General features: G+C 28.5%; 21 protein-coding genes and 5 pseudogenes. 16 read left to right on the top strand and 10 right to left on the bottom strand.

Going from position 1 to position 21,494, the window contains the following annotated elements:
• Nucleotides 1–10 precede the first annotated feature (10 nt).
• Complete coding sequence (locus tag ACZ1HD_RS17870) at nucleotides 11–865, bottom strand: hypothetical protein (protein WP_472688231.1); 855 nt, start codon at nucleotides 863–865, stop codon at nucleotides 11–13.
• 113 nt (nucleotides 866–978) lie between these two features.
• Here ACZ1HD_RS17870 and ACZ1HD_RS17865 point away from each other — a divergent pair, with 113 nt between their 5' ends.
• The 7 genes and pseudogenes from ACZ1HD_RS17865 to ACZ1HD_RS17835 all read left to right on the top strand — a co-directional run bounded on the left by ACZ1HD_RS17865 (nucleotide 979) and on the right by ACZ1HD_RS17835 (nucleotide 7,649).
• Complete coding sequence (locus ACZ1HD_RS17865; RefSeq protein WP_472688230.1) at nucleotides 979–1,881, top strand: hypothetical protein; 903 nt, start codon at nucleotides 979–981, stop codon at nucleotides 1,879–1,881.
• Nucleotides 1,882–2,140: 259 nt separating this feature from the next.
• Nucleotides 2,141–3,217: a hypothetical protein gene (locus ACZ1HD_RS17860; RefSeq protein ID WP_472688229.1), complete on the top strand. Its 1,077-nt coding sequence runs from the start codon at nucleotides 2,141–2,143 to the stop codon at nucleotides 3,215–3,217.
• 1 nt (nucleotide 3,218) lies between these two features.
• The gene (locus tag ACZ1HD_RS17855) at nucleotides 3,219–4,094 is read left to right on the top strand and encodes a DUF4175 family protein (RefSeq protein ID WP_472688228.1); all 876 of its coding nucleotides are present in this window, start codon (nucleotides 3,219–3,221) and stop codon (nucleotides 4,092–4,094) included.
• A 5-nt stretch (nucleotides 4,095–4,099) separates the two neighbouring features.
• Entirely contained in the window at nucleotides 4,100–4,405 is a 306-nt protein-coding gene (locus ACZ1HD_RS17850) for a hypothetical protein (RefSeq protein WP_472688227.1), read from the top strand.
• On the top strand, nucleotides 4,402–4,815 hold the full coding sequence (ybeY, locus tag ACZ1HD_RS17845; protein WP_375240299.1) for an rRNA maturation RNase YbeY: 414 nt from the start codon (nucleotides 4,402–4,404) through the stop codon (nucleotides 4,813–4,815). The genes ACZ1HD_RS17850 and ybeY overlap by 4 nt, the downstream gene beginning before the upstream one ends.
• A 44-nt stretch (nucleotides 4,816–4,859) precedes the next feature.
• Nucleotides 4,860–6,738, top strand: a pseudogene (mnmG, locus tag ACZ1HD_RS17840) (tRNA uridine-5-carboxymethylaminomethyl(34) synthesis enzyme MnmG).
• A gap of 53 nt (nucleotides 6,739–6,791) precedes the next feature.
• The gene (locus ACZ1HD_RS17835; protein WP_472688226.1) at nucleotides 6,792–7,649 is read left to right on the top strand and encodes a class I SAM-dependent methyltransferase; all 858 of its coding nucleotides are present in this window, start codon (nucleotides 6,792–6,794) and stop codon (nucleotides 7,647–7,649) included.
• 238 nt (nucleotides 7,650–7,887) lie between these two features.
• Here the strand turns inward: ACZ1HD_RS17835 and ACZ1HD_RS17830 are convergent, their stop codons facing one another.
• The 6 genes and pseudogenes from ACZ1HD_RS17830 to panB form a co-directional block, all read right to left on the bottom strand.
• Complete coding sequence (locus tag ACZ1HD_RS17830; protein ID WP_472688225.1) at nucleotides 7,888–8,190, bottom strand: DoxX family protein; 303 nt, start codon at nucleotides 8,188–8,190, stop codon at nucleotides 7,888–7,890.
• Between the two features lie 4 nt (nucleotides 8,191–8,194).
• On the bottom strand, nucleotides 8,195–8,581 hold the full coding sequence (locus ACZ1HD_RS17825; RefSeq protein ID WP_472688224.1) for a hypothetical protein: 387 nt from the start codon (nucleotides 8,579–8,581) through the stop codon (nucleotides 8,195–8,197).
• Between the two features lie 33 nt (nucleotides 8,582–8,614).
• Entirely contained in the window at nucleotides 8,615–9,004 is a 390-nt protein-coding gene (locus ACZ1HD_RS17820) for a VOC family protein (protein ID WP_340931864.1), read from the bottom strand.
• Nucleotides 9,005–9,376 (bottom strand): DUF1801 domain-containing protein, encoded by a 372-nt coding sequence (locus tag ACZ1HD_RS17815; RefSeq protein WP_472689407.1) that lies wholly within the window; start codon nucleotides 9,374–9,376, stop codon nucleotides 9,005–9,007.
• Nucleotides 9,377–9,486: 110 nt separating this feature from the next.
• Nucleotides 9,487–10,424, bottom strand: a pseudogene (locus tag ACZ1HD_RS17810) (2-hydroxyacid dehydrogenase).
• Between the two features lie 98 nt (nucleotides 10,425–10,522).
• Complete coding sequence (gene panB / locus ACZ1HD_RS17805) at nucleotides 10,523–11,341, bottom strand: 3-methyl-2-oxobutanoate hydroxymethyltransferase (RefSeq protein ID WP_079737769.1); 819 nt, start codon at nucleotides 11,339–11,341, stop codon at nucleotides 10,523–10,525.
• A gap of 127 nt (nucleotides 11,342–11,468) precedes the next feature.
• Between panB and ACZ1HD_RS17800 the strand changes: the two genes are divergently transcribed.
• From ACZ1HD_RS17800 to ACZ1HD_RS17785, 4 genes and pseudogenes are all read left to right on the top strand, one after another.
• The gene (locus tag ACZ1HD_RS17800) at nucleotides 11,469–11,999 is read left to right on the top strand and encodes a nuclear transport factor 2 family protein (protein WP_472688223.1); all 531 of its coding nucleotides are present in this window, start codon (nucleotides 11,469–11,471) and stop codon (nucleotides 11,997–11,999) included.
• Nucleotides 11,975–12,540, top strand: a pseudogene (locus ACZ1HD_RS17795) (sigma-70 family RNA polymerase sigma factor). The gene ACZ1HD_RS17800 and the pseudogene ACZ1HD_RS17795 overlap by 25 nt, the downstream one beginning before the upstream one ends.
• 3 nt (nucleotides 12,541–12,543) lie before the next feature.
• Nucleotides 12,544–12,807 carry a hypothetical protein gene (locus tag ACZ1HD_RS17790; protein ID WP_077810645.1) on the top strand — a complete coding sequence of 88 codons (264 nt, stop codon included), beginning with the start codon at nucleotides 12,544–12,546 and terminating at the stop codon, nucleotides 12,805–12,807.
• Between the two features lie 84 nt (nucleotides 12,808–12,891).
• Nucleotides 12,892–13,532 (top strand): annotated as a pseudogene (locus ACZ1HD_RS17785) (O-methyltransferase).
• A gap of 3 nt (nucleotides 13,533–13,535) precedes the next feature.
• On the opposite strand, the gene ACZ1HD_RS17780 reads toward ACZ1HD_RS17785, so the two are convergent.
• The gene (locus tag ACZ1HD_RS17780) at nucleotides 13,536–13,817 is read right to left on the bottom strand and encodes a Sec-independent protein translocase subunit TatA/TatB (protein ID WP_077810643.1); all 282 of its coding nucleotides are present in this window, start codon (nucleotides 13,815–13,817) and stop codon (nucleotides 13,536–13,538) included.
• Between the two features lie 115 nt (nucleotides 13,818–13,932).
• Here ACZ1HD_RS17780 and ACZ1HD_RS17775 point away from each other — a divergent pair, with 115 nt between their 5' ends.
• Nucleotides 13,933–14,139, top strand: coding sequence for a hypothetical protein (locus ACZ1HD_RS17775; RefSeq protein ID WP_077810642.1), 207 nt, complete (start codon nucleotides 13,933–13,935; stop codon nucleotides 14,137–14,139).
• Nucleotides 14,140–14,142: 3 nt separating this feature from the next.
• Here the strand turns inward: ACZ1HD_RS17775 and ACZ1HD_RS17770 are convergent, their stop codons facing one another.
• Nucleotides 14,143–14,601, bottom strand: a complete 459-nt coding sequence (locus ACZ1HD_RS17770) for an RNA methyltransferase (RefSeq protein WP_472688222.1) — start codon at nucleotides 14,599–14,601, stop codon at nucleotides 14,143–14,145.
• Between the two features lie 197 nt (nucleotides 14,602–14,798).
• Between ACZ1HD_RS17770 and ACZ1HD_RS17765 the strand changes: the two genes are divergently transcribed.
• The gene (locus ACZ1HD_RS17765; RefSeq protein ID WP_472688221.1) at nucleotides 14,799–15,296 is read left to right on the top strand and encodes a hypothetical protein; all 498 of its coding nucleotides are present in this window, start codon (nucleotides 14,799–14,801) and stop codon (nucleotides 15,294–15,296) included.
• A gap of 89 nt (nucleotides 15,297–15,385) precedes the next feature.
• Nucleotides 15,386–16,297: a DUF6973 domain-containing protein gene (locus ACZ1HD_RS17760; protein ID WP_472688220.1), complete on the top strand. Its 912-nt coding sequence runs from the start codon at nucleotides 15,386–15,388 to the stop codon at nucleotides 16,295–16,297.
• Between the two features lie 534 nt (nucleotides 16,298–16,831).
• Here the strand turns inward: ACZ1HD_RS17760 and mutS are convergent.
• Nucleotides 16,832–19,404 (bottom strand): annotated as a pseudogene (gene mutS / locus ACZ1HD_RS17755) (DNA mismatch repair protein MutS).
• Nucleotides 19,405–19,563: 159 nt separating this feature from the next.
• On the opposite strand from mutS, the gene ACZ1HD_RS17750 reads away from it, so the two are divergent.
• Together ACZ1HD_RS17750 and ACZ1HD_RS17745 are read left to right on the top strand one after the other, a co-directional pair.
• Nucleotides 19,564–20,091 (top strand): RNA methyltransferase, encoded by a 528-nt coding sequence (locus ACZ1HD_RS17750; protein WP_299064468.1) that lies wholly within the window; start codon nucleotides 19,564–19,566, stop codon nucleotides 20,089–20,091.
• A gap of 76 nt (nucleotides 20,092–20,167) precedes the next feature.
• The gene (locus ACZ1HD_RS17745; protein ID WP_472688219.1) at nucleotides 20,168–21,382 is read left to right on the top strand and encodes a tetratricopeptide repeat protein; all 1,215 of its coding nucleotides are present in this window, start codon (nucleotides 20,168–20,170) and stop codon (nucleotides 21,380–21,382) included.
• Nucleotides 21,383–21,494 lie beyond the last annotated feature (112 nt).

The following is a 21,494-nucleotide window of genomic DNA, read 5'->3' as shown; positions in this document are numbered from 1 at the left end:
TCTGTATTATTTAATAATAATTTGGCTTAAAATGTATTAAAAATTCCGATTGAAAAAGCTGTTTTTTTAGGAACATTATTACCAAAAAAGCATTACCAAAACTTGTTGTAATACCTAAATCGCACAACTGTAAAATTCCTTTTAATCCGTAAGCACCATATTCTTGATCTGTTACATACAAACCATTTCTTGGTGTTAATGTTTGCGGATTAATTTCACCTGGTTTGTATACACCATTATCTAAATTCTTTACAATATCTACAAAGCCAATTAACCAAATATTTTTTGATATTTTACCACCAAATTCTCCACCAATTTTAAAATTGTTACTGTAATCGTTTGTTCTTATATCTGCACCAATTTGTGTTTGTAAAAATGTTTTACCAAAACTTTTACCAATTAGCAATTGAGGTGTAAAGGTAAAAGCATCGTAGCCAGTTCTAATTTTTGTATTTTCATCAAAAGAACTTGTATTTAATTCTGTAACCAATTGCCCGTAAATAACCCAATTTTTATTATAAAATTGATGTTTTAAACCCAAAGATATATTACCAAAAGCAGTTTTAGAACCGGAATCTAAGCTAGATATTAAATTGTTAGTATCTTCTGTTTTTATAGATTTTAAAGGGATATTAAAAACAAATACTGTTTTATTTGTTAACCCATATTCACCGTAAATTTGATACGTTTTATCTGTAATATTTTTCTCGGTTTTATAATCTGGATCGCCAAATAATTCGTTGTAATTTGCTATAGAAGTGTAAGATAGATTTAGAAACAAATTTTTCTTTTCTTTTGTCCACGGACTTTGAGAAAATGCTGATAAACTTGCTATAAAAAATACTATTTTAAGGCTATTTTTCATGATCTTTTTTTTATTTAAATTTAGTTGCAAACTTTTTTAAAAACTTACAAAAAGCTTTTAACATTTAATTTCATTGTAAATCCTATCAAAAATACTATTTTTATTAGTTGATTATGAGCGCATTTAAAATAATTGAGCAAAAGCTACATCAGTTTACAAGAAAATATTACGTAAACGAATTAATTAAAGGAGTAATTTTATTTCTTTCTTTAGGATGTTTATATTTCTTTTTTACTCTTTTTTTAGAGTATTTTTTATGGTTAAAACCAACGGCAAGAACATTTTTGTTTTGGCTTTTTATTTTAGTAGAATTATTTCTATTAATTAAGTTTATTGCTATTCCAATTTTTAAATTATTTGGTCTACGAAAAGGGATTTCTTTAAAAGAATCATCAGCAATAATTGGCAATCATTTTCCGGATGTAAAAGACAAACTGTTAAATGTAATTCAGTTACAAGAATCGTCTTTACAATCAGAATTATTATTGGCAAGTATCAATCAAAAATCTAATGATTTACAACCGATTCCTTTTGTTAAAGCAATTGATTTTACTCAGAATAAAAAGTATTTAAAATATGCTATTTTCCCTATTTTAATTTTTGTAACTATCTTATTTACAGATAATAAACAAATTTTTTCTGAAAGTTTAGATAGAGTTGTAAACCATAGAACTGCATATACGCCGCCAGCACCATTTTATTTTGATATTACCAATACTTCTTTAAAAGTAATTCAAGGAAATTCTATTACAATAGATGTAAAAACGATTGGTGAAGTTTATCCATCCGAAGTAAAAATTCATTTTAATAACGAGCAATATTTTCTTAACAATAACAATAATGGTACTTTTTCTTACACTTTTTCTGATGTTTTAAATCCTGTTGATTTCTATTTAGAATCCAACGGAGTTTTATCGAATAATTATAAAATAGACATTGTAAAAACTCCAGTTATTAACAATATAAGTTTAGAATTAAAATATCCTTTTTACACAGGCAAAAAAATGAAGTTATAAATAATTACGGTAATTTAATTGTACCAGAAGGCACAAAGATTAATTGGTTAGTTACTGCAGTAAATACTAACCAAGTTTTTTTATCAATAATAACAAAAGGGAAAAATTTAAAAACGAAGGACAAGATAATTTTACATTTTCTAAAAGAATAAGAAATACTGTTAATTATGAAATTTCTTCTTCTAATGCTAATTTACAAGATTATGAAAATTTACAGTTTTCTGTAAATGTTATAAAAGATGAATTACCAGAAATTGAAGTGAAAACAAATATCGATTCCATTTCTAGAGGTACTGCTTTTTTTGCTGGTCAGATTTCTGACGATTATGGTTTAAAGAAATTGCAATTAATTTATTATGATGAAAATAATCCTGAAGCGATTAAAACAGATCAACTAAAAATTTCTAGTACAAATGTTCAAACTTTTTTTTATGAATTTCCAAATAATTTAAACTTACAAAAAGGTATCAATTATGAATTATTTTTTGAAGTTTTTGATAATGATGCTGTAAACGGAAGTAAGAAAGCGCGTACTAAAGTTTTTAAATATCGTCAAAAAACAAATGATGAAGTAGAAGAGGAGCTTTTGCAAGAACAACGTAATACAATTAATAGTTTAGAAAACTCTATTCAGAAACAACAAAAGCAACAGAAAGACTTAGATCAAATAAAAGAACAACTTCAGAATAAGAAAAAGTTAGGTTGGAATGATAAAAAGAAGGTTGAGAGTTTTATAAAAAGACAAGAACAATATAAAAATATGATGCAACGTCAAACTGATATGTTGCAAGAAAATTTAGATGAAAAGAAAGAACAATCTGAAGATTTACAGAATAAAAAAGAAGAATTAAAAAAGCGCATCGAAGAATTAAAGAAAACCGATAAGCAACAAAAACTCTTAGATGAAATTGCAAAACTTGCAGAAAAGTTAAACAAAGAAGACTTGGTTAAAAAGGCTAAACAATTAGCACAACAAAATAAACAACAACAAAGAAGTTTAGAACGTATGTTAGAATTAACAAAGCGTTTTTACGTTGAGCAAAAAACCATGCAAATTGCTAATAAGTTAGATCAATTATCAAAAAAACAGGAAGATTTAGTAAAGCAAGATTCATTAGATTTAAATTCCCAAAAACAAATTAACAAAGAGTTTAACGAATTAAAAGAAGAATTAGATGAATTGGCTAAGGACAATGAAAAATTAAAAGAGCCAATGGAATTGCCGGATGTTGAGGATGAAAAAGAGGCTATAGATTCAACTTTAAAAAAGTCTGAAGAAGATATCCAAAAAAAGATCAAAAATCTGCTAAAGATTCTCAGAAAAAAGTGCTGCTAAGATGAAAGAAATGAGTTCTAAAATGCAGCAAGCGATGATGGAGATGGAAGGAGAATCCATAGAAGAAAATATGGATGATCTTCGTAAAATTTTAGAAAATTTAGTCACTTTTTCTTTCAAACAAGAAAATTTAATGAATAAGTTTAGTGAGATTTCTACTACACATCCAGATTTTGGTAAAGATTTAAAAAAGCAAAATGACATAAGAACTTATTTTGAACATATAGATGATAGTTTATATGTACTTTCTATGCGTCTTCCTAAAATTTCGGCTAAAATACAAGACGACTTATCATCTGCACATTATAATTTAGAACAGTCTTTAGAAAATTTTTCAGAAAATAGGTTTAATAACGGTGTTTCTAATCAACGTTATGTCATGACAGCTACAAATAATTTAGCAGATTACTTAAGTAATATGTTAAATAGTATGAAAAATGCTTCAATGAAAATGGGTAAAGGAAAAGGAAAGGGTAAAGGTAATGGATTCAGTTTACCTGATATCATTAAAAAACAGGGTGAACTTTCAGAGAAGATGCAGCAAGGAATGAAAAAAGGATCGAAACCCGGAGAAAGTAAAATGGGTGGTAAAGAAGGTAAGAAACCAGGAAATCAAAAAGGAGAAAAAGGTCAATCTGGAAAAGATGGAAAAGACGGTAAAGACGGAAAAGGAAATAAAAAAGGTAATGGTGAAGGAAATAGTGAGGGTGGAAATGGAAAAAATAATGGACAAGGTAATTCTGATAACTATGATTTAGATGGAGAACTTTATGAAATTTATAAAGAACAAACCCAACTTAGACAACAGCTTCAAGATGCTATAAAAGAATCTGGTGAATCAGGTTCGGAAACAATTCTAATGCAAAAAAGGTTTTAAAAACTATGGAGCAGTTAGAAAACGAAATATTAGAAAAAGGTTTTAAAGCTGGTACAGTTCAGAAAATGCAGCGCCTTAATTACGAATTATTAAAATTAGATAAAGCAGCTTTAGAACAAGGAAAAGATAGTAAGCGTAAATCTAATACTAATAATTTACTTAATAAACGTAATACTATTAAAGCTTTAGAATTTAAAAAGCAGTTTTACAATCAAATAGAAATATTAAACAGACAATCATTACCTTTGCAACTAAATTATAAATTAAAGGTTAGAGAATATTTTTCTCTACCTAAGAATAAAGCAAAATGATTACGTTTAATTACGAAACCAATTTTAAATTAGATAATGAGAGTTCAACAGAAAATTGGATTCAAACTATTATTGATAAACATAACTGTGAGTTAGGTGAAATTAATTATATTTTTTGTGATGATAATTATCTTCATAAATTAAATGTTCAATTTTTACAACACGATACACTTACAGATATTATTAGTTTCGATAATTCACTTGGTAAACTTATAAATGGTGATATATATATTTCTATTGAAAGGGTAGAGGATAACGCCAAAGATTTTAAAGTTTCATTTACTGAAGAATTGCATAGAGTAATTATTCACGGCGTTTTACATTACATTGGTTATAAAGATAAAACTGAAGCTGATCAAAATGAGATGACTTTACAAGAAAACCTTGCTTTAAAAGAGTTAAAATATTAAAAATCAATAAGTTAATTTACACGTTTCACGTGGAACTATAAAAAATGAGTTTATTTTCAACAACATTTGATGTTATAGTAGTTGGTGGTGGTCACGCAGGAAGTGAAGCAGCAGCTGCGAGCGCAAATATGGGTGCACACACATTGTTAATTACAATGAATTTGCAAAATATTGCGCAAATGAGTTGTAATCCTGCAATGGGTGGTATTGCAAAAGGACAGATAGTAAGAGAGATTGATGCGTTAGGTGGTTATAGCGGAATTGTGACTGATAAAACAGCAATACAATTTAAAATGCTTAATAAATCTAAAGGACCTGCAATGTGGAGTCCAAGAGCACAATCTGATAGAATGCAATTTGCAGAATGTTGGAGAACGATGCTAGAGCAAACAGATAATTTAGATTTTTATCAAGATTCTGTAAATGGTTTATTGTTTTATGGTGATAAAATTGTTGGTGTAAAAACCGCTTTAGGTTTAGAGATAAAATCTAAAACTGTTATTGTTACGGCTGGTACTTTTTTAAACGGATTGATTCATATTGGTGATAAAAGTTTTGGTGGTGGTAGAGCAGGTGAAGGAGCGTCAAAAGGAATTACAGAAGATTTGGTTGCGAAAGGTTTTGAAGCTGGAAGAATGAAAACTGGAACTCCGCCAAGAGTTGATGGAAGGTCTTTAGATTATTCTAAAATGTTAGAACAACCTGGTGATGAAATTACAGAAAAGTTTTCTTATTTGCCAACCACAAATGCATTACAAAAACAACGTTCTTGTTGGTTAACTTATACAAATCTTGATGTTCATGATTTACTTCGTGAAGGTTTTGATCGTTCGCCAATGTTTAATGGTAGAATACAATCTACGGGTCCGAGATATTGTCCTTCGATAGAAGATAAAATAGATCGTTTTGCAACAAAAGATAGACATCAAATTTTTGTTGAACCAGAAGGTTGGTCTACGGTAGAAATGTATGTTAATGGTTTTTCTACTTCTTTGCCGAGAAGATATTCAAGATAAAGCAATACGTTCTATAGATGGTTTTGAAAACGTAAAGTTTTTAAGATATGGTTATGCGATAGAGTATGATTATTTTCCGCCTACACAATTAACACATACTTTAGAAACAAAGTTAATAGAGAACTTATATTTTGCTGGTCAAATTAACGGAACAACTGGTTATGAAGAAGCTGCTTCGCAAGGTCTAATGGCTGGTGTAAATGCTGCTTTAAAAGTACAAGATAAAGAACCTTTTATTTTAAAAAGGAATGAAGCTTATATTGGTGTTTTAATTGATGATTTAATCACTAAGGGTACAGAAGAACCATATAGAATGTTTACTTCTCGTGCAGAATATAGAACTTTGTTAAGACAAGATAATGCAGATCTAAGATTAACACCAAGAGGTTTTGAAATTGGTTTAGCATCTAAAGAACGTATGGATCGTGTTTTAGAAAAGCAAGAAAAGACAGAAATGTTGATTCAGTTTTTGCATAAAACTAGTGTAAAACAAGAAGAGGTAAATCCTATTTTAGAGGCTAAAAATTTAGCATTAGTGAATCAATCTATGAAATTGTTTAAAATTGCTGCAAGACCTCAATTGTCTTTTGATGATTTTAAATCTATAAAAAAATTAAATGATTTTATAATTGTAAATAACATTCAACAAGATGTGATAGAGCAAGCTGAAATTCATTTAAAATATTCGGGATATATTGATAAAGAAAAGAACAATGCAGATAAATTAAATAGGTTAGAAAATGTTGTAATACCTTCTAATTTTAAATATGAAAAAGTAAAATCTCTTTCTTTTGAAGCTAGAGAAAAATTAAATAAAATTAAACCAGTATCTATTTCGCAAGCAAGTAGAATTAGCGGTGTATCACCTAGTGATATTTCTGTGCTTTTGGTTTATATGGGAAGATAAAAAAAGAAAAATTGCAAATGTTCCTCGTGGAACAAATTTAAAAATTGAGTAATATGGAGAATGAAAAAGAACTCTATACAAATTTAATCCCTCTTTTAAATTGTAAAGATTATACTGTTTCTGGTGATACTTTTGAAGTAATGCAGAACCAAGATTATGAAATGCTGGTTACGTCTCCTGTGCCAGCAGATTTAGAAAACTACTATAAAAGTGAAAACTACATTTCACATACAGATAGTAAAAAATCACTGTTCGATAAAGTTTATCAAAAAGTAAAAAACCATACTTTAAAACAAAAGTTAAGTTTACTTAATTCTTTTAAAACAGAAACTAAATCTGTTTTAGATGTTGGTGCAGGAACAGGAGATTTTTTAAAAGTTTGTAAAAATAATAGTTGGGAAACTTTTGGAATAGAACCAAGTTTAGATGCTAAAAAAATTGCTGAAACTAAAGGTATCTTTTTAGAAAGTGATTTGTTTGAAATTTCAAATAAGAAATTTGATGTTATTACTCTTTGGCATGTTTTAGAACATGTAGAGAGTTTAAAGAAAACTATTAAAACTTTAAAAAAATTATTAAAGCCAAATGGTAGGGTAGTGGTTGCTGTACCTAATTATAAAAGTTACGATGCAAAGTATTATAAAGAATATTGGGCTGCTTATGATGTACCAAGACATCTTTGGCATTTTAGTCAATGTTCTATTCATAAATTATTTTCTGAAGTAGAAATGATAGTAGAAAATACTTTACCTATGAAATTTGATAGTTATTATGTTTCGTTATTAAGCGAAAAATACAAATCAGGTAAATCGAACCCTTTAAAAGCAAGTTACGTTGGTTTTGTATCAAATTTTAAAGCAAGATCAACTTCTGAGTATTCCTCACTGATTTATGTTCTTAAAAACTACTAAAAACAGATTTTTAAAGGTTTTAATTGTATTTTAATTGCTTAAATGTATAAATACTATCTAATAATTAAAAAAGGTCTTAAAACGCAAGTTTTAAGACCTTTTTTAATAGTTTTTAATTATTTTAAATTTACATTTAATAGTTTTTAATTATTTAGAAGATAAACACCAATTACTGTTAAGATAAAATAGACGGTTAAAGACATCGCTCCTGCATAATCTTTTGCAAGACGTTGACCAACTAATAAAAAAGTAAAGTAATCGCAGAGAGCTCAATTCCTAACAAAGCAATTTCTTTGGCTTCTGATGTGTAAATTTCATAAACTCCAATAATCATTAATATTGATGCGAAAATTTCTACAACTAAAACTACAGCAAGTAAAACCGGAACGTAATTTTTTAATGGAGAGTTTTTAAAATGATCTTTTATAAATGCAATATTTCCTTTCCAGTCTGTTATTTTATCTATGCTAGATTGTACATAAGTAATTATTAAAAAGAAAAGAATTAAAATTTCTGCAGGATAATTAGATAATAATTTCATGTTTTTATTTTCCGAATAATCGTTTAAAAAATCCTTTTGTTTTAGTTGTAGCTTCTTCTATTCCTTCTTTAGCATCTTCTGCTAAATCTGCTAAATTTTCTACTGCATCACTTGCTATTTCAGAGGCTTTTTCAGAGACATCTTCTAAAGCTTCTTTAGCATCATCTGTATATTCATCTAACTTATCTTTTACTTTGTCAATATTTTCTTCAGAAAAAGTTTCATTCATTTTTTCTTTTACTGTTTCAAAAGCTTCTTTAGATTCTTCTTTTAACTCTGTTGCTTTATCTTTTACCTCATTTTTAAGCTCTTTTGTTTGTTGTTTTATATTTTCTAAAGCATTTTTATCAGTGTTTTTTACACTTTTATTTGGTGTCAAATCTTTATTCATATTTTATTAATTATTTGTTTATCAGTGTTTTATCTATTTAAAAGCTTCATCTACTGGCTCCCAAAGTTCTATTTTATTATTTTCGTTGTCTAAAATCCATCCAAATTTACCATATTCAAATTCCTGAATTTCACCAACAACAGTTACACCTTCTTCTTTTAGTTGTGCTAATAATTCAACTAAATTTTCTACCCTATAATTAAACATAAAGTCTTTTTTAGAAGGTTCAAAATAATCTGTATCGCTGCTAAAAGGACTCCATTGTGTGGTAGCGTCTTTACCGTCTTTATCTTTCCACCAAAAAGTAGCACCCCAATCGTCTGTATTAAAACCTAAATGTTTTTGATACCAATCTTTTGCATTTTGTGGATTATCAGATTTAAAAAATACACCACCAATTCCTATTACTTTTCCTTTTTTCATCTATTTGTTATTAATTGAAGATTCATACAAAGAAATCCAATCTTCTACAGTTACTTTTTTACACAATGCTGCAATTAACTCAAACGGAATTTCTTCTATTTTTTTGAATCGGATACAACTTTTACCCATATCTAATTTTCTTTTGCAATGTTTTGGATATTCATTTACAAACCAATTCTTCAATTTTTCATCTGCATAAATACCGCTATGATATAAATTTATAGAGTTTTTTTGTGATGCAAAACTCATAAAAGGCAATGGTTCTTTTGGATTGCAATGATAACCGTTTGGATAAATTGAATGTGGTACATAAAAGCTAATAAAATTGTATTGAATACCTTCTTCAAATCCTTTTGGTAGATTTTCTTTGATAGTTTTACGCAGTTTTTTAAGCGTTTCTTGTCGCTCTTTCGGAACCTGATTTATATAATCTTCGGTGAATTTGCCTTGTATTGCATTTGTATAAATTTAGTGCTAACAAGTTAACAAAATTTAGATTTAATTTTATTTACAATAGTTTGAGCTAATCTTTCTTTGCTTTCAATTGTCCATCCGGCAACATGAGGTGATAAGATAACTCTATCAGAATTTATTAAATATTCGAAAGCTTCTGGCATTTTATTATCTGAAAATAGGTTTTCGAAAGATGATTTTTCGTATTCTAAAACATCCAAACCTGCGCCTAAAATTTTACCAAATTTTAGAGCTTCAACCAAATCTTTAGTAACTACAGATGTTCCACGTGCGGTATTTATCAACCAAAAATTCTTTTTAAAATTATTTATAAACGCTGCATTAATCATATTTTTAGTTAAAGGTGTTTGTGGTGTATGTAAACTTAAAACATCTGCTTTTTCTTGCAATTCTTTTAAAGAAACTTGCTTGCAGTTTTTGTCGCCAACATTTGGTTTTAAATCATAACAAAGTACTTCTACATCAAAACCGCGTAATTTTTTAGCAAAAGATTTTCCCATGTTACCATAACCAATTAAACCTACTGTTCTACCGTCTAATTCTATGCCTCTATTATCTTCTCGAAGCCATTTGCCGTTTCTAACCTCTTTATCGGCTTTATTTAGCTTGTTAAACAACGAAAGTAGCATTGCTAAAGAATGTTCGCCTACAGCATTTCTATTGCCTTCTGGTGCAGCAATTAGAGTTATTCCTTTGCTTTCGGCATAATCACAATCTATATTTTCTAAACCAGCGCCAACTCTACCAATAAATTTTAAATTTTTGGCTTTATCTAAGAATGCTTTATCAATAGAAAAACGACTTCTAATGATAAAACCATCATACAAATGAATTTTTTCTTCGACAGTTTTTTTGAAGAAGTATAATCTTCATCATTAGAAAAACCTAAAGCATTTAATTGATTTATTAACAATGGATGGTTAGAATCTAAATGTAAAATTTTCATGTTTTTTACTTTAATTTATTGGATAAAAATAAAGGCAGAAATCTAAAAAATGTCTCTAGATTTCTGCCTTAATATTAAATTATAAGTTATAATTTTTATTAGTATTGTTCTTTTTCGCTTGGGAAATCTCCGCTTTTAACATCAGAAATATAATTCTCGAAAGCACCTGTCATGTCTTTGTATAAATCTAAATATCTACGTAAAAAACGAGGGTTAAATTCATGTGTCATTCCAATCATATCATGCGTAACCAAAACTTGACCGTCTACGCCATTACCAGCACCAATACCAATTACCGGAATTGTTAATGCATCTGCTACTTTTTTAGCTAAAGAAGCCGGTACTTTTTCTAGAACCAATGCAAAACAACCAATTCTCTCTAACATTAATGCATCTTCCATTAATTTTTCTGCTTCTTCTTCTTCTTTTGCTCTTACGGTATACGTACCAAATTTATAGATAGATTGTGGTGTTAAACCCAAGTGCCCCATTACCGGAATACCAGCATTTAATATTCTTTTTATAGATTCTTTAACCTCTTTACCACCTTCTAATTTTATAGAATGTCCGCCAGATTCTTTCATAATTCTAATAGCAGAACGTAGTGCTTCTTTTGGGTCAGATTGATAACTACCAAAAGGTAAATCTACCACAACCAAACAACGTTCTATTGCTCTAACTACAGAACTTGCATGATAAATCATTTGATCTAAAGTAATTGGCAATGTTGTTTCGTGACCCGCCATAACGTTAGATGCAGAATCTCCTACAAGTAAAACATCGATTCCAGAACCATCTAAAATTTTTGCCATTGTAAAATCGTAAGCAGTTAACATGGATATTTTTTCTCCATTTGCTTTCATTTCTACCAAAGATTTTACGGTAACACGTTTATATTGCTTCTTAGCTACAGACATATTTTTATCATTTTATTAGGTTGTAAAAGTAAGGAATATCAATAGATATTTTGGTATTTAAAATTCTAGTGATAAAAAATTATTATTTTAAAATTAGTAGTTTTATGTTTTTTAAAATCAAAACAGTATGTTACAAAAGTTCGTTTTTATTATTTTAGTTTTAGGATCTAATGTGTTATTTGCTCAAAATAAATCAGAAGAAATAGCAATTAAAAATGTTATTCATACTTTTTTTGAAGGATTACACAAAGGTGATAGTACAATTATGAAAAAGACTTTGCATAAAAATATTAAAATACAAACCACAAGTACAAATAAAAAAGGTTTACCTATTCTAAAAACAGAAACTAGAAATCAATTATTAACAAGTATTGCTAATAAAAATTCGGAGCATGTTTATTTAGAAAAATTACTGTCTTACACAATTAAGATTGATGGAAACTTAGCTTCTGTTTGGACACCTTATGAGTTTTATTTTAATGAGAAGTTTAGTCATTGTGGTGCAAACTCTTTTCAGTTGTTTAATGATAACGGAACCTGGAAAATTATTTATTTAGTTGATATGAGACGAAGAGAAGATTGTAACTATTTAAAAGAAAAAATTAACGTTATCTTTGAGGCTTTAAATTATCAATGGCAGAAAAAATACACACAATAAATACAAATAAATGGATAGATAATTATGCCGATTATTTGTATAATTACGCTATTTCTCGTGTTAATAACAGTGATTTGGCCAAAGATCTTGTGCAAGAAACTTTTTTTGCAGGATTAAAATCTGCAAAGAATTTTAAAGGAAAAGCTTCTGAAAGAACTTGGTTGGTTTCTATTTTAAAAAGAAAAATTATAGATCATTATAGAAAAATAAATTCTAAAAAAGGACAGGCAGAAGTTCGAATGAATTTTTATAATGATGGCGAAAATGAAGGAGATTGGTTAGAAGAAAGAGTACCACAAAAGTGGGATAATACTTCTGAAACTTCTATAGAAAATGAAGAATTAAAAGACCAATTAGAAGCTTGTATAGACAATTTGCAGAAAAATATGCAATGGTTTTTAGAATGAAAACTGTGCAAGAATTTGAAACGGAAGAAATTTGTAAGGAGTTAGATATTACAGCGTCAAACTTATGGGTTATTATACACAGAGCTAGAACTCAGCTTAGAAAATGTATGGAAGATAACTGGTTTAATAATTAAGAAATGTTTAAGAGTTTAAAAATTACCTGCGACGAAGCCACAGCAATTTGTGATAAAAACCAATATGGCGAAGCTTCTATTAAAGAGCTAATAAAGTTAAATATTCACTTTATTAAATGTAGAATTTGTGCAAAATATACCAAACAAAACATGGCTTTAAGTAAACTTTACAAAGGCTATTCTAAAAATTGTAAGAGTATAAAACATTGTTTGTCATCCGAAGAAAAAGACGCTTTAAAAAATGCTTTAGAAGAAAGCAAACAATAAAACAAATAACAATATTAAAAAACGGAACTTATAATTTATGAGTTCCGTTTTTTTGTATTTTTGAACTTTCTTAATCGTTATAAAATGCACTTTTTACCAGAAAAATTAGACAATTACGTTGTTGCACATTCGCAAATAGAACCTAAAATTTTACAAGAACTTACTAAAGAAACTTGGCAAAAAGTTTTAAATCCTAGAATGTTAAGTGGTGCTTTTCAGGGTAGAATATTATCGATGATTACAAAATTGATTCAGCCAAAATCTATCTTAGAAATTGGAACTTACACAGGTTATTCTGCTTTGTGTTTGGCAGAAGGTTTGCATAAAGATGGTGAGATAATCACTTTAGACAAAAATGAAGAATTAGAAACACTTCAAAATAAATATTTCGAAAAATCTGGATTTCGAAATAAAATTACGCAACATGTTGGTAACGCAATAGAAATTATACCAACTTTAGATAAAAAATTCGATTTGGTGTTTATAGATGCAGACAAATCTAACTACATAAATTACTTTCATTTAATTATCGATAAAATGAATTCGGCGGAATAATTTTGTCTGATAATGTACTTTGGAGTGGTAAAGTTGTCGAAGAATTAGATCCAAAAGACAAAGACACTAAAGTGCTTTTAGAATATAATAGGTTGTTAAATGAAGATGAAAGAATAGAAACTGTATTGTTGCCAATACGAGATGGTTTAACAATAAGTAGAGTAAAATAAAAGTTAAAATTGCCTTTTGATAGGGCCCGTAAAATCGTCTATATCATCCTTAACTGCATTAATTTCTTTATTAATGTCTTTAGCGATATTTGTATCTAAACCAGTTTTTTCTGAACTGTCTTTAATTTCTCTTTTAATATCATTGGTGGCATCTTTTACTTGCCTAATACCTTTACCCAAACCTCTAGCAATTTCGGGTATTTTATCTGCACCAAAAACCATTACAACGATTAACATAATCACCATAATTTCCGGACCACTAATAAATAAGAATACTGTATTCATAGTACAAAGATAATCAGTTATTTTTATAAAAAGAATAAACTATAATTGTTTAACGCAATTTTCTCGGTTTTCTATATCAAATAACCACATAATTCTGTATTTTTACTAAAAAAAGATGCTTTTTATTACTTCTTTTGGTGTAACAGTTATTGTTGGTCTTTTATTAATTTTGGTTATTACAGCACTTGTACTTGCTGCAAAAAGTGAAAGTAATTTACGTTTTTTAATTTGGGGTGCAATTATTTTGTTTGTTCCGTTTTTAGGCGCAATTGCATGTATAATTAATTACTACGCTACTAAAAATAAGGTAAAATCTGCTTAAAGATTATTTGAAGTTTAATTTTGCTTGTCTATCGTACATAATAATACTTCCGGCAACAGAAACATTCAAACTCAATTCCGATTTAAATTTTACCAAATGATGCGATTTCTCTATCGCAATTTTAGACATTCCGTGATCTTCTGCGCCCAATAAATAGACACAACGTTTAGGGTGTTTAAAGGTTTCTAATTGCACTGCTTTTTTATCTAATTCTACACCAACTAACATTGCTCCTTTTGGTAGGTTTTTAAAAAAATCATCAAAAGTTTCATAATGAAAATAAGGCATGGCACCCACAGCTTTATGTGTATCGCAAGCTTGTTTTGCATATCTATTGCCAATTGTAAAAATAAAACTTGCGCCCATATTTTGTGCAGAACGCCAAAGAACACCTAAGTTTTCTGGTGTTTTTCCATTCTGAATTCCGATACCGAAAAAACCTTGTTCTAAATTGTTTACCATTATTTTTTAAGAGGATTTGTTTTATTTATTGGGCATAAAAGTAAATTAATTTAGTTAAAATTTATTTTTTTAAGTTTTTTTAAATTTAAATGAAAATAAATATTCATTTACTTTTAAAATATAAAAACCTTTAAATTAAGGTGTTATATTTTTTATCCCTGAATTCAGGGATATGAAATTTATACCATTTTCAGGGATTGACAAGTAGGTTTTTATCTTTTATGTTTGATGAAAAAAGTGCTAAAATTAAATACTATGAAAAAGAAAAAAACAAATTAATTAAACTTTTAAAAACTGGAATTCTATTCTTTGGAATTTCGTTATTACTATGGAATTGTGAAAAAGATGATTTTCTTCCACTAGAAGATAAAAAAAATGAAAAAATTGAAATTATAGACAGAAATTACTTTGAGTTAAATAATGAGATTAAATTTAATAAAGCTATAAGAATTATTAATGATTCTAAAACCAAAAAAAACATAAAGTTTCAATCTAAAAAAGGGATTGATATTTACAATTTTACTATAGATTCCTCAAAAATTAGAAAAATTGAAAAAGATAGTATAACTAGCTATACTTTTTTTGTTAAAAGAGATAAAGTAGATTCTAAATTTTTTGAAAATCTAGTTGTAGAGTTTAATAAAAATGAAGAACCAAAAGCATTTATAATTAAATATAAACCAATAAAAAAATAAAATTCTTTAAGGAACATAATTCTTTTAATTTTCAAGGCAACATAGAAGTTAATAGAATAGATTATGATAGATTAAATCTTTCTGCTAAAATGGTTTGTTATAGTACTGAAGTAGTATATTGTACTTTAACAGGATATGACAATTATTCAGGTTATTATCATTATGGTACACATGTAGCAACCCCTGATTGCCTTGAGTATGGAGAATCAAATAGGTTTTCTCTTACACAATCAAATTGTATTACAATTGATGTAAGTGACTGGGATAATGATGGTTACAGTGGAGGTGGTTCTACTGGAGGAGGAGGTTCAGGTAGTGGGCCTACAGACCCGGATGAAGAGATAGATATTATAACTTCTGCGCTGAATTATCCTTGTGGAGACCCAATCCATGGATGTACTAGAACTGCTAATAAAATAGCAAGCAAGCTTAACTTAACTGAAAACGAAAGATTATGGTTAATTGAACAAGATGAAAATTTCATTTTAGATTTAGAAACTTTTTTGTTAGAAAATAATTCTATTGAAGCTGAAAATTTTGTTATCGAAGTCATCAATGCTAAAGTCAGTAGTAATTATGAAAACTTATTCAAATTAAATATATTTATACAAGACCCATATAATGTTTGGAAAAGATTAAGTGAAGAAGAAAAAAGCTTAATTAAATCTTTTCCAACCGAAGCTTACCAAATATTTAAAAATAGGCCAATTGCTGAACAAGAAACAAGAAAAAGATATGGAAGAAATGGGCTAAATGACAAATCTGATGCTTTCCGTCATTGTTTTTTTAATGCAAAAAACGCATTTAAAGTGGGTCGTTTTATGGCTGAAAAATTTTCAGATGCTCATGAAAGTGAGACTCCAACTAGATGGGTTAAAGAAAAAGAAATGGATATTCACAACAATAAAATTGGTCTGAACTTTGTTTTTTCTCATAATAGGAGCATTTCTAATTCAGATTTATCATCAGAAGTTCAAAAAAAATTAATGATGGAAGTCTAAGATACCTCAAGCCAATTAACCTCAATGACCCTAATTTTAGATTTACTCATGGCATTACTAATAGTACCACATTAACTCCTACAAATAAATAGTTATGAAATCATTTTTTTTAATTTTCATTATTTTGTTATTCGTTAATTGTAGCGATGAATCTGTTATTGTCATTCATAACAAGTCTAAACATTTAATTAGTAATTTTATAATTTCTAGTGATTTTGGAGAATATTATAGAAATAATATACCCATTGACTCTTCGGTTAATTTCAAATTTATTACAAACTCAAAAAATATAAAAAGCGATGGAATTTTCAAAATAAGTTATTACATCAATAATATAAAAAAAATCAAACTTTTGGCTATTATTCAAAAGGAATTTTAACTTTTAAAAAATTGAATATTTATCTTTCAAAAGATACAATAAAGGTTGAAAAATAATACAAACCACAACCAGATATATAAAAAATAGCAATTAAGTACAAAATTTTAAATTTTGTACTTAATTGCTATTTTAATTTTAGAAACTAAAGAAATTGATTATTTCTTAACCAACATTCGCTTAATCTCATTCAACTTCATTAAAGCTTCAATAGGCGTTAGAGCATCTATATTAGTAGCTAAAATTTCTTCTTTAATATTTTCTAATAAAGGATCATCTAGTTGAAAGAAACTCAATTGCATTTCTTCTTCTTGGGTTTGTTTTAAAACGTCTTTTACTTCAGAATTCTTGTTGTTTTTTTCTAATTTTTCTAGAATTTTATTGGCTCTATGAATCACCATATTTGGCATTCCAGCAAGTTTAGCAACATGAATACCAAAACTATGATTAGAGCCACCAGAAACCAATTTACGTAAGAAAATAATGTTGTCTTCCAACTCTTTTACAGACACATTAAAGTTTTTTATACGCTCGAATGTTGTGGTCATTTCATTCAGTTCGTGGTAATGCGTAGCAAAAAGTGTTTTTGCTTTGGTTGGGTGTTCGTGTAAGAACTCAGAAATGGCCCAAGCAATCGAAATTCCGTCATAAGTAGAAGTTCCTCTACCAATTTCATCTAATAAAATTAAACTACGCTCAGAAACGTTATTTAAGATCGATGCAGTTTCGTTCATTTCAACCATAAACGTAGATTCGCCCATAGAAATATTATCACTTGCGCCAACTCTTGTAAAAATTTTATCTACAATACCTATTTTTGCGTTTTGAGCAGGAACATAACTTCCCATTTGTGCTAATAAAACAATGAGTGCTGTTTGTCTTAAAATAGCCGACTTACCAGACATGTTTGGTCCGGTAATCATAATAATTTGTTGCTGATTTCTGTTTAAAACAACATCGTTTGCAATATAGGTTTGGTCTATTGGCAATTGTTTCTCAATAACCGGATGACGACCATTTTTTATCTCTAAATCTGTGCTTTCATCCATAATTGGGCGCACATAATTATTATCAATTGCTAAAACAGAGAATGACAATAAACAATCTATTTTTGCAATAATTTGTGCATTTTCTTGCACAATTTGTACATATTGAATGATGTATTGCAGTAATTTAGAAAAAATATCTTGTTCTAATTTTGCTATTTTTTCTTCAGCACCTAAAATTTTAGTTTCGTATTCTTTTAACTCTTCAGTAATATATCTTTCTGCCGAAACTAAGGTTTGTTTTCGAATCCATTCTTCCGGCACTTTATCTTTATGCGTATTTCTAACTTCAATATAATACCCAAACACGTTGTTAAACGCAATTTTTAAACTTGTAATTCCGGTACGCTCGGTTTCACGCGCCAACATATTATCTAAATACTCTTTACCGAGTTCGAAATTGCACGTAAATCATCTAATTCTTGATGTACTCCGTTAGCAATCGCATTTCCTTTATTGATGTTTACCGGAGCTTCATCAAACAAGGTTTCAGAAATTTTATCAATTAAATCTTGGCAAGTATGTAACTGATTTCCTAAAGATTTTACAGCGTTGTTTTTGCTGCTTTCTGCGGATGATTTTATCGGTAAAATTGCTTTTAAAGAATCTTTTAAAAGTACAATTTCTCTTGGCGATGCTTTGCCAGTTGCAACTTTAGAAATTAAACGTTCTATATCAGAAACTTGTTTTAATTGATACGTTACAGTCTGAGAAAAATCATCAGAATCTATAAAAAACTTTACCAATTCATGACGATTTTTAATCTCGTCGATATTTTTTAAAGGAAGTGCCAACCAACGTTTTAACAAACGTCCGCCCATTGGCGAAATAGTTTTATCTATTACATCTAAAAGTGTTACTGCATTTATAGAGTTAGGATTGTACAATTCTAAATTTCGAACAGTAAATCGGTCCATCCAAACATAATTATCCTCTGCAATTCTGCTGATATGTTGAATATGTTTTAACTGATTGTGTTGTGTTTCCGATAGATAATACAACACTGCACCAGCAGCAATAATTCCGTTTTTAACATCTTGTACACCAAAACCTTTTAAGCTTTTTACCTCAAAATGATTTTGTAAAGTTTCGTTGGCATATTCCTTTTGAAAAACCCAATCATCTAAATAAAAAGTATAATATCGGTTTTCAAAAAGTTCTAAAAATTGTTGTTTGTTTTGTTTTTGAACTAAAACTTCACTCGGATTAAAGTTTTGCAACAATTTATCAATGTATTCTGCAGTTCCTTGGGCCACCAAATATTCACCTGTAGAAACATCTAAAAATGAAATTCCGAGTTGTTTTTTATCAAAATGAACCGCAGCTAAAAAGTTATTTGTTTTGGTTTGTAAAACTACATCATTTAAAGAAACTCCAGGTGTAACCAACTCTGTAACACCACGTTTTACAATGGTTTTGGTCATTTTAGGATCTTCTAATTGATCGCAAATAGCAACACGCATACCCGCTTTTACCAATTTTGGTAAATAGGTATTTAAAGAATGATGCGGAAAACCAGCCAAAGCCGTTTCAGAATCTGAACCAGCACCACGTTTAGTCAACGTAATTCCTAAAACTTCTGCAGCCTTTTTAGCATCTTCACCAAAAGTTTCGTAAAAATCGCCAACTCTAAAAAGCAACATCGCATCAGGATATTTATTCTTGATTGCATTGTATTGTTTCATTAAAGGGGTAACCTTTTTAGCTTTTGATTTTGCCAAGTTTTAGAAATTTTCTGTTAGTTTTGCGAAGATAGAAAAAAGTCTTTAGCCTTTAGCTCTTAGCCATTAGTTTTCATACCAAACTAGCTAAAAGTAGAAAGCTAAAAGCTAAAAGTTTAAAACATGAGGAAATTAAAAAATAACGAATTAGGTAGAATAACTGTTGATGAGTTTAAAACAGTAAAAAAAACGCCAATTATTGTAATTTTAGATAATATTAGAAGCTTAAATAATATTGGTTCTGTGTTTAGAACTAGCGATGCTTTTTTAGTTGAAAAAATATATTTGTGTGGTATTTGTGCTACACCACCAAATAAAGAAATTCATAAAACGGCTTTAGGTGCAACAGAATCTGTTGATTGGGAATATGTAGAAGATACGTTAACTTTAGTTGAAAAACTAAAAACAGAAAATGTAAAAGTTTTAGCGATAGAACAAGCAGAAAACTCAACAAAACTAGATGCTTTTCATCCGAAGAAAACAGAAAAGTACGCAATTGTAATGGGTAACGAGGTAAAAGGTGTACAACAAGAAGTTGTAAATGCTTCCGATATGTGTATCGAAATTCCGCAATTAGGCACCAAACATTCGCTAAATATTTCGGTTACTACAGGTGTTGTTATTTGGGATTTGTTTCAGAAATTACAATAGAAACTTTTTTATTATAAATGAAAGGACTAATTTTATGGTGCTATAAATTTAAGAAGTAAACACTTCTTTTTGAACTATGAAAAAAGAGAATTCTCTAATACTTTTATTTACGGTATTTGCAGTTTTTAATGCATTTACACAAACACCAAAAGACTCACTAAATTTTTATTTAGACAATGCTAAAGGATCTAATAAAGTTAAATATCTTAAAAAAGCAATTACGTTATTAGAAGATTTAAAAATAGATTCTTTAATACAACAAACAAGCATAGAATATGCCAAAGAAAGTTATTTTGCAAAAGATACTTTAGGCTTAACTTTTTCTAAGAATAAATTACAAAATCATTTTAAACGCAGTAAAGATTCTTTTTCTTTAGCTAAGGCATACCATTTTGCCGCTTTAAATCATAAAATAAAAAATAATTTAGACAGTAGTTTTTATTATTATCAAGAATCTAAAAAAATTTTTATTGGCTTAAAAGATTCTGTAGAAACCGGACGAAGATTGCTTTCTATGGCAATCCTACAAGTTAAAGAACTCGATTATTTAGGTTGCGAAACAACTGCTGTAGAAGGTTTAAAATATATAGAACCTGCTCAAGATAAAGAATATAGAACTCTAATTTCTTTATATCAAACCTTAGGAAATGCTTTAGGACATTTAAATAGACCTAAAGAATCTAGAGCTTATTATCTTAAGGCAAGAGAGCTGGCAAAATTTAATACGGTAACTTCTAGACGAGAAGTAAATTACCTAAACTTATACAATAATATTGGTGCAACTTATGTAGATGAAGGTAATTTTGATAAAGCAATTACTTTATTTAAAGAAGGTTTACGTTTTGATAGTATTGCGATAAAATACCCAAGACAATACCAAAACTTATTAGGTAGCTTATCTTCTGCATATTTTAGACAAGGTAAAATAGATAAAGCAATTTCTGGTTACAAAACAGTTTTAGAAGGTAGAAAAAAATCTAAATTTGTTTATGCTGAAAGTGTTTCTCATAGTTTATTAGCAGAAGCTTACATGAAAAATAAACAATATAATTTGGCAAAAAAACATGCTTATATTGGTTTAGAGTTGGGTAAAAAAACAAGAAATAACGAGCAAGTTTTAGATTGTTTGCAATTTTTAACTGAGCTAACTTTTGGAGAAACAGCCAAAAAGCATTTTAAAGAATATGTTCAGTTAAAAGACAGTTTATTTACTAGAGAAAGAACTCGAAAAAATCAATTTGCAAAGGTTATTTACGAAACAGAAAAAAAGAAAAAGAAAACACCAGTTTAAAATTAGAAAATCAACGTAAAGAATTACTCATAAAAAGTGAAAAACAACAAAAAACGATTGGTTTTTTAATTGCAGGTGCTGGTATTCTTTTTATTGGTTTTGGTGCAAACAT

It is taken from the genome of Polaribacter sp. HA6-7 (assembly GCF_055693625.1).
Note: the sequence above shows the minus strand (reverse complement) of the source record. Positions and strands in the feature narration are given on the sequence as shown.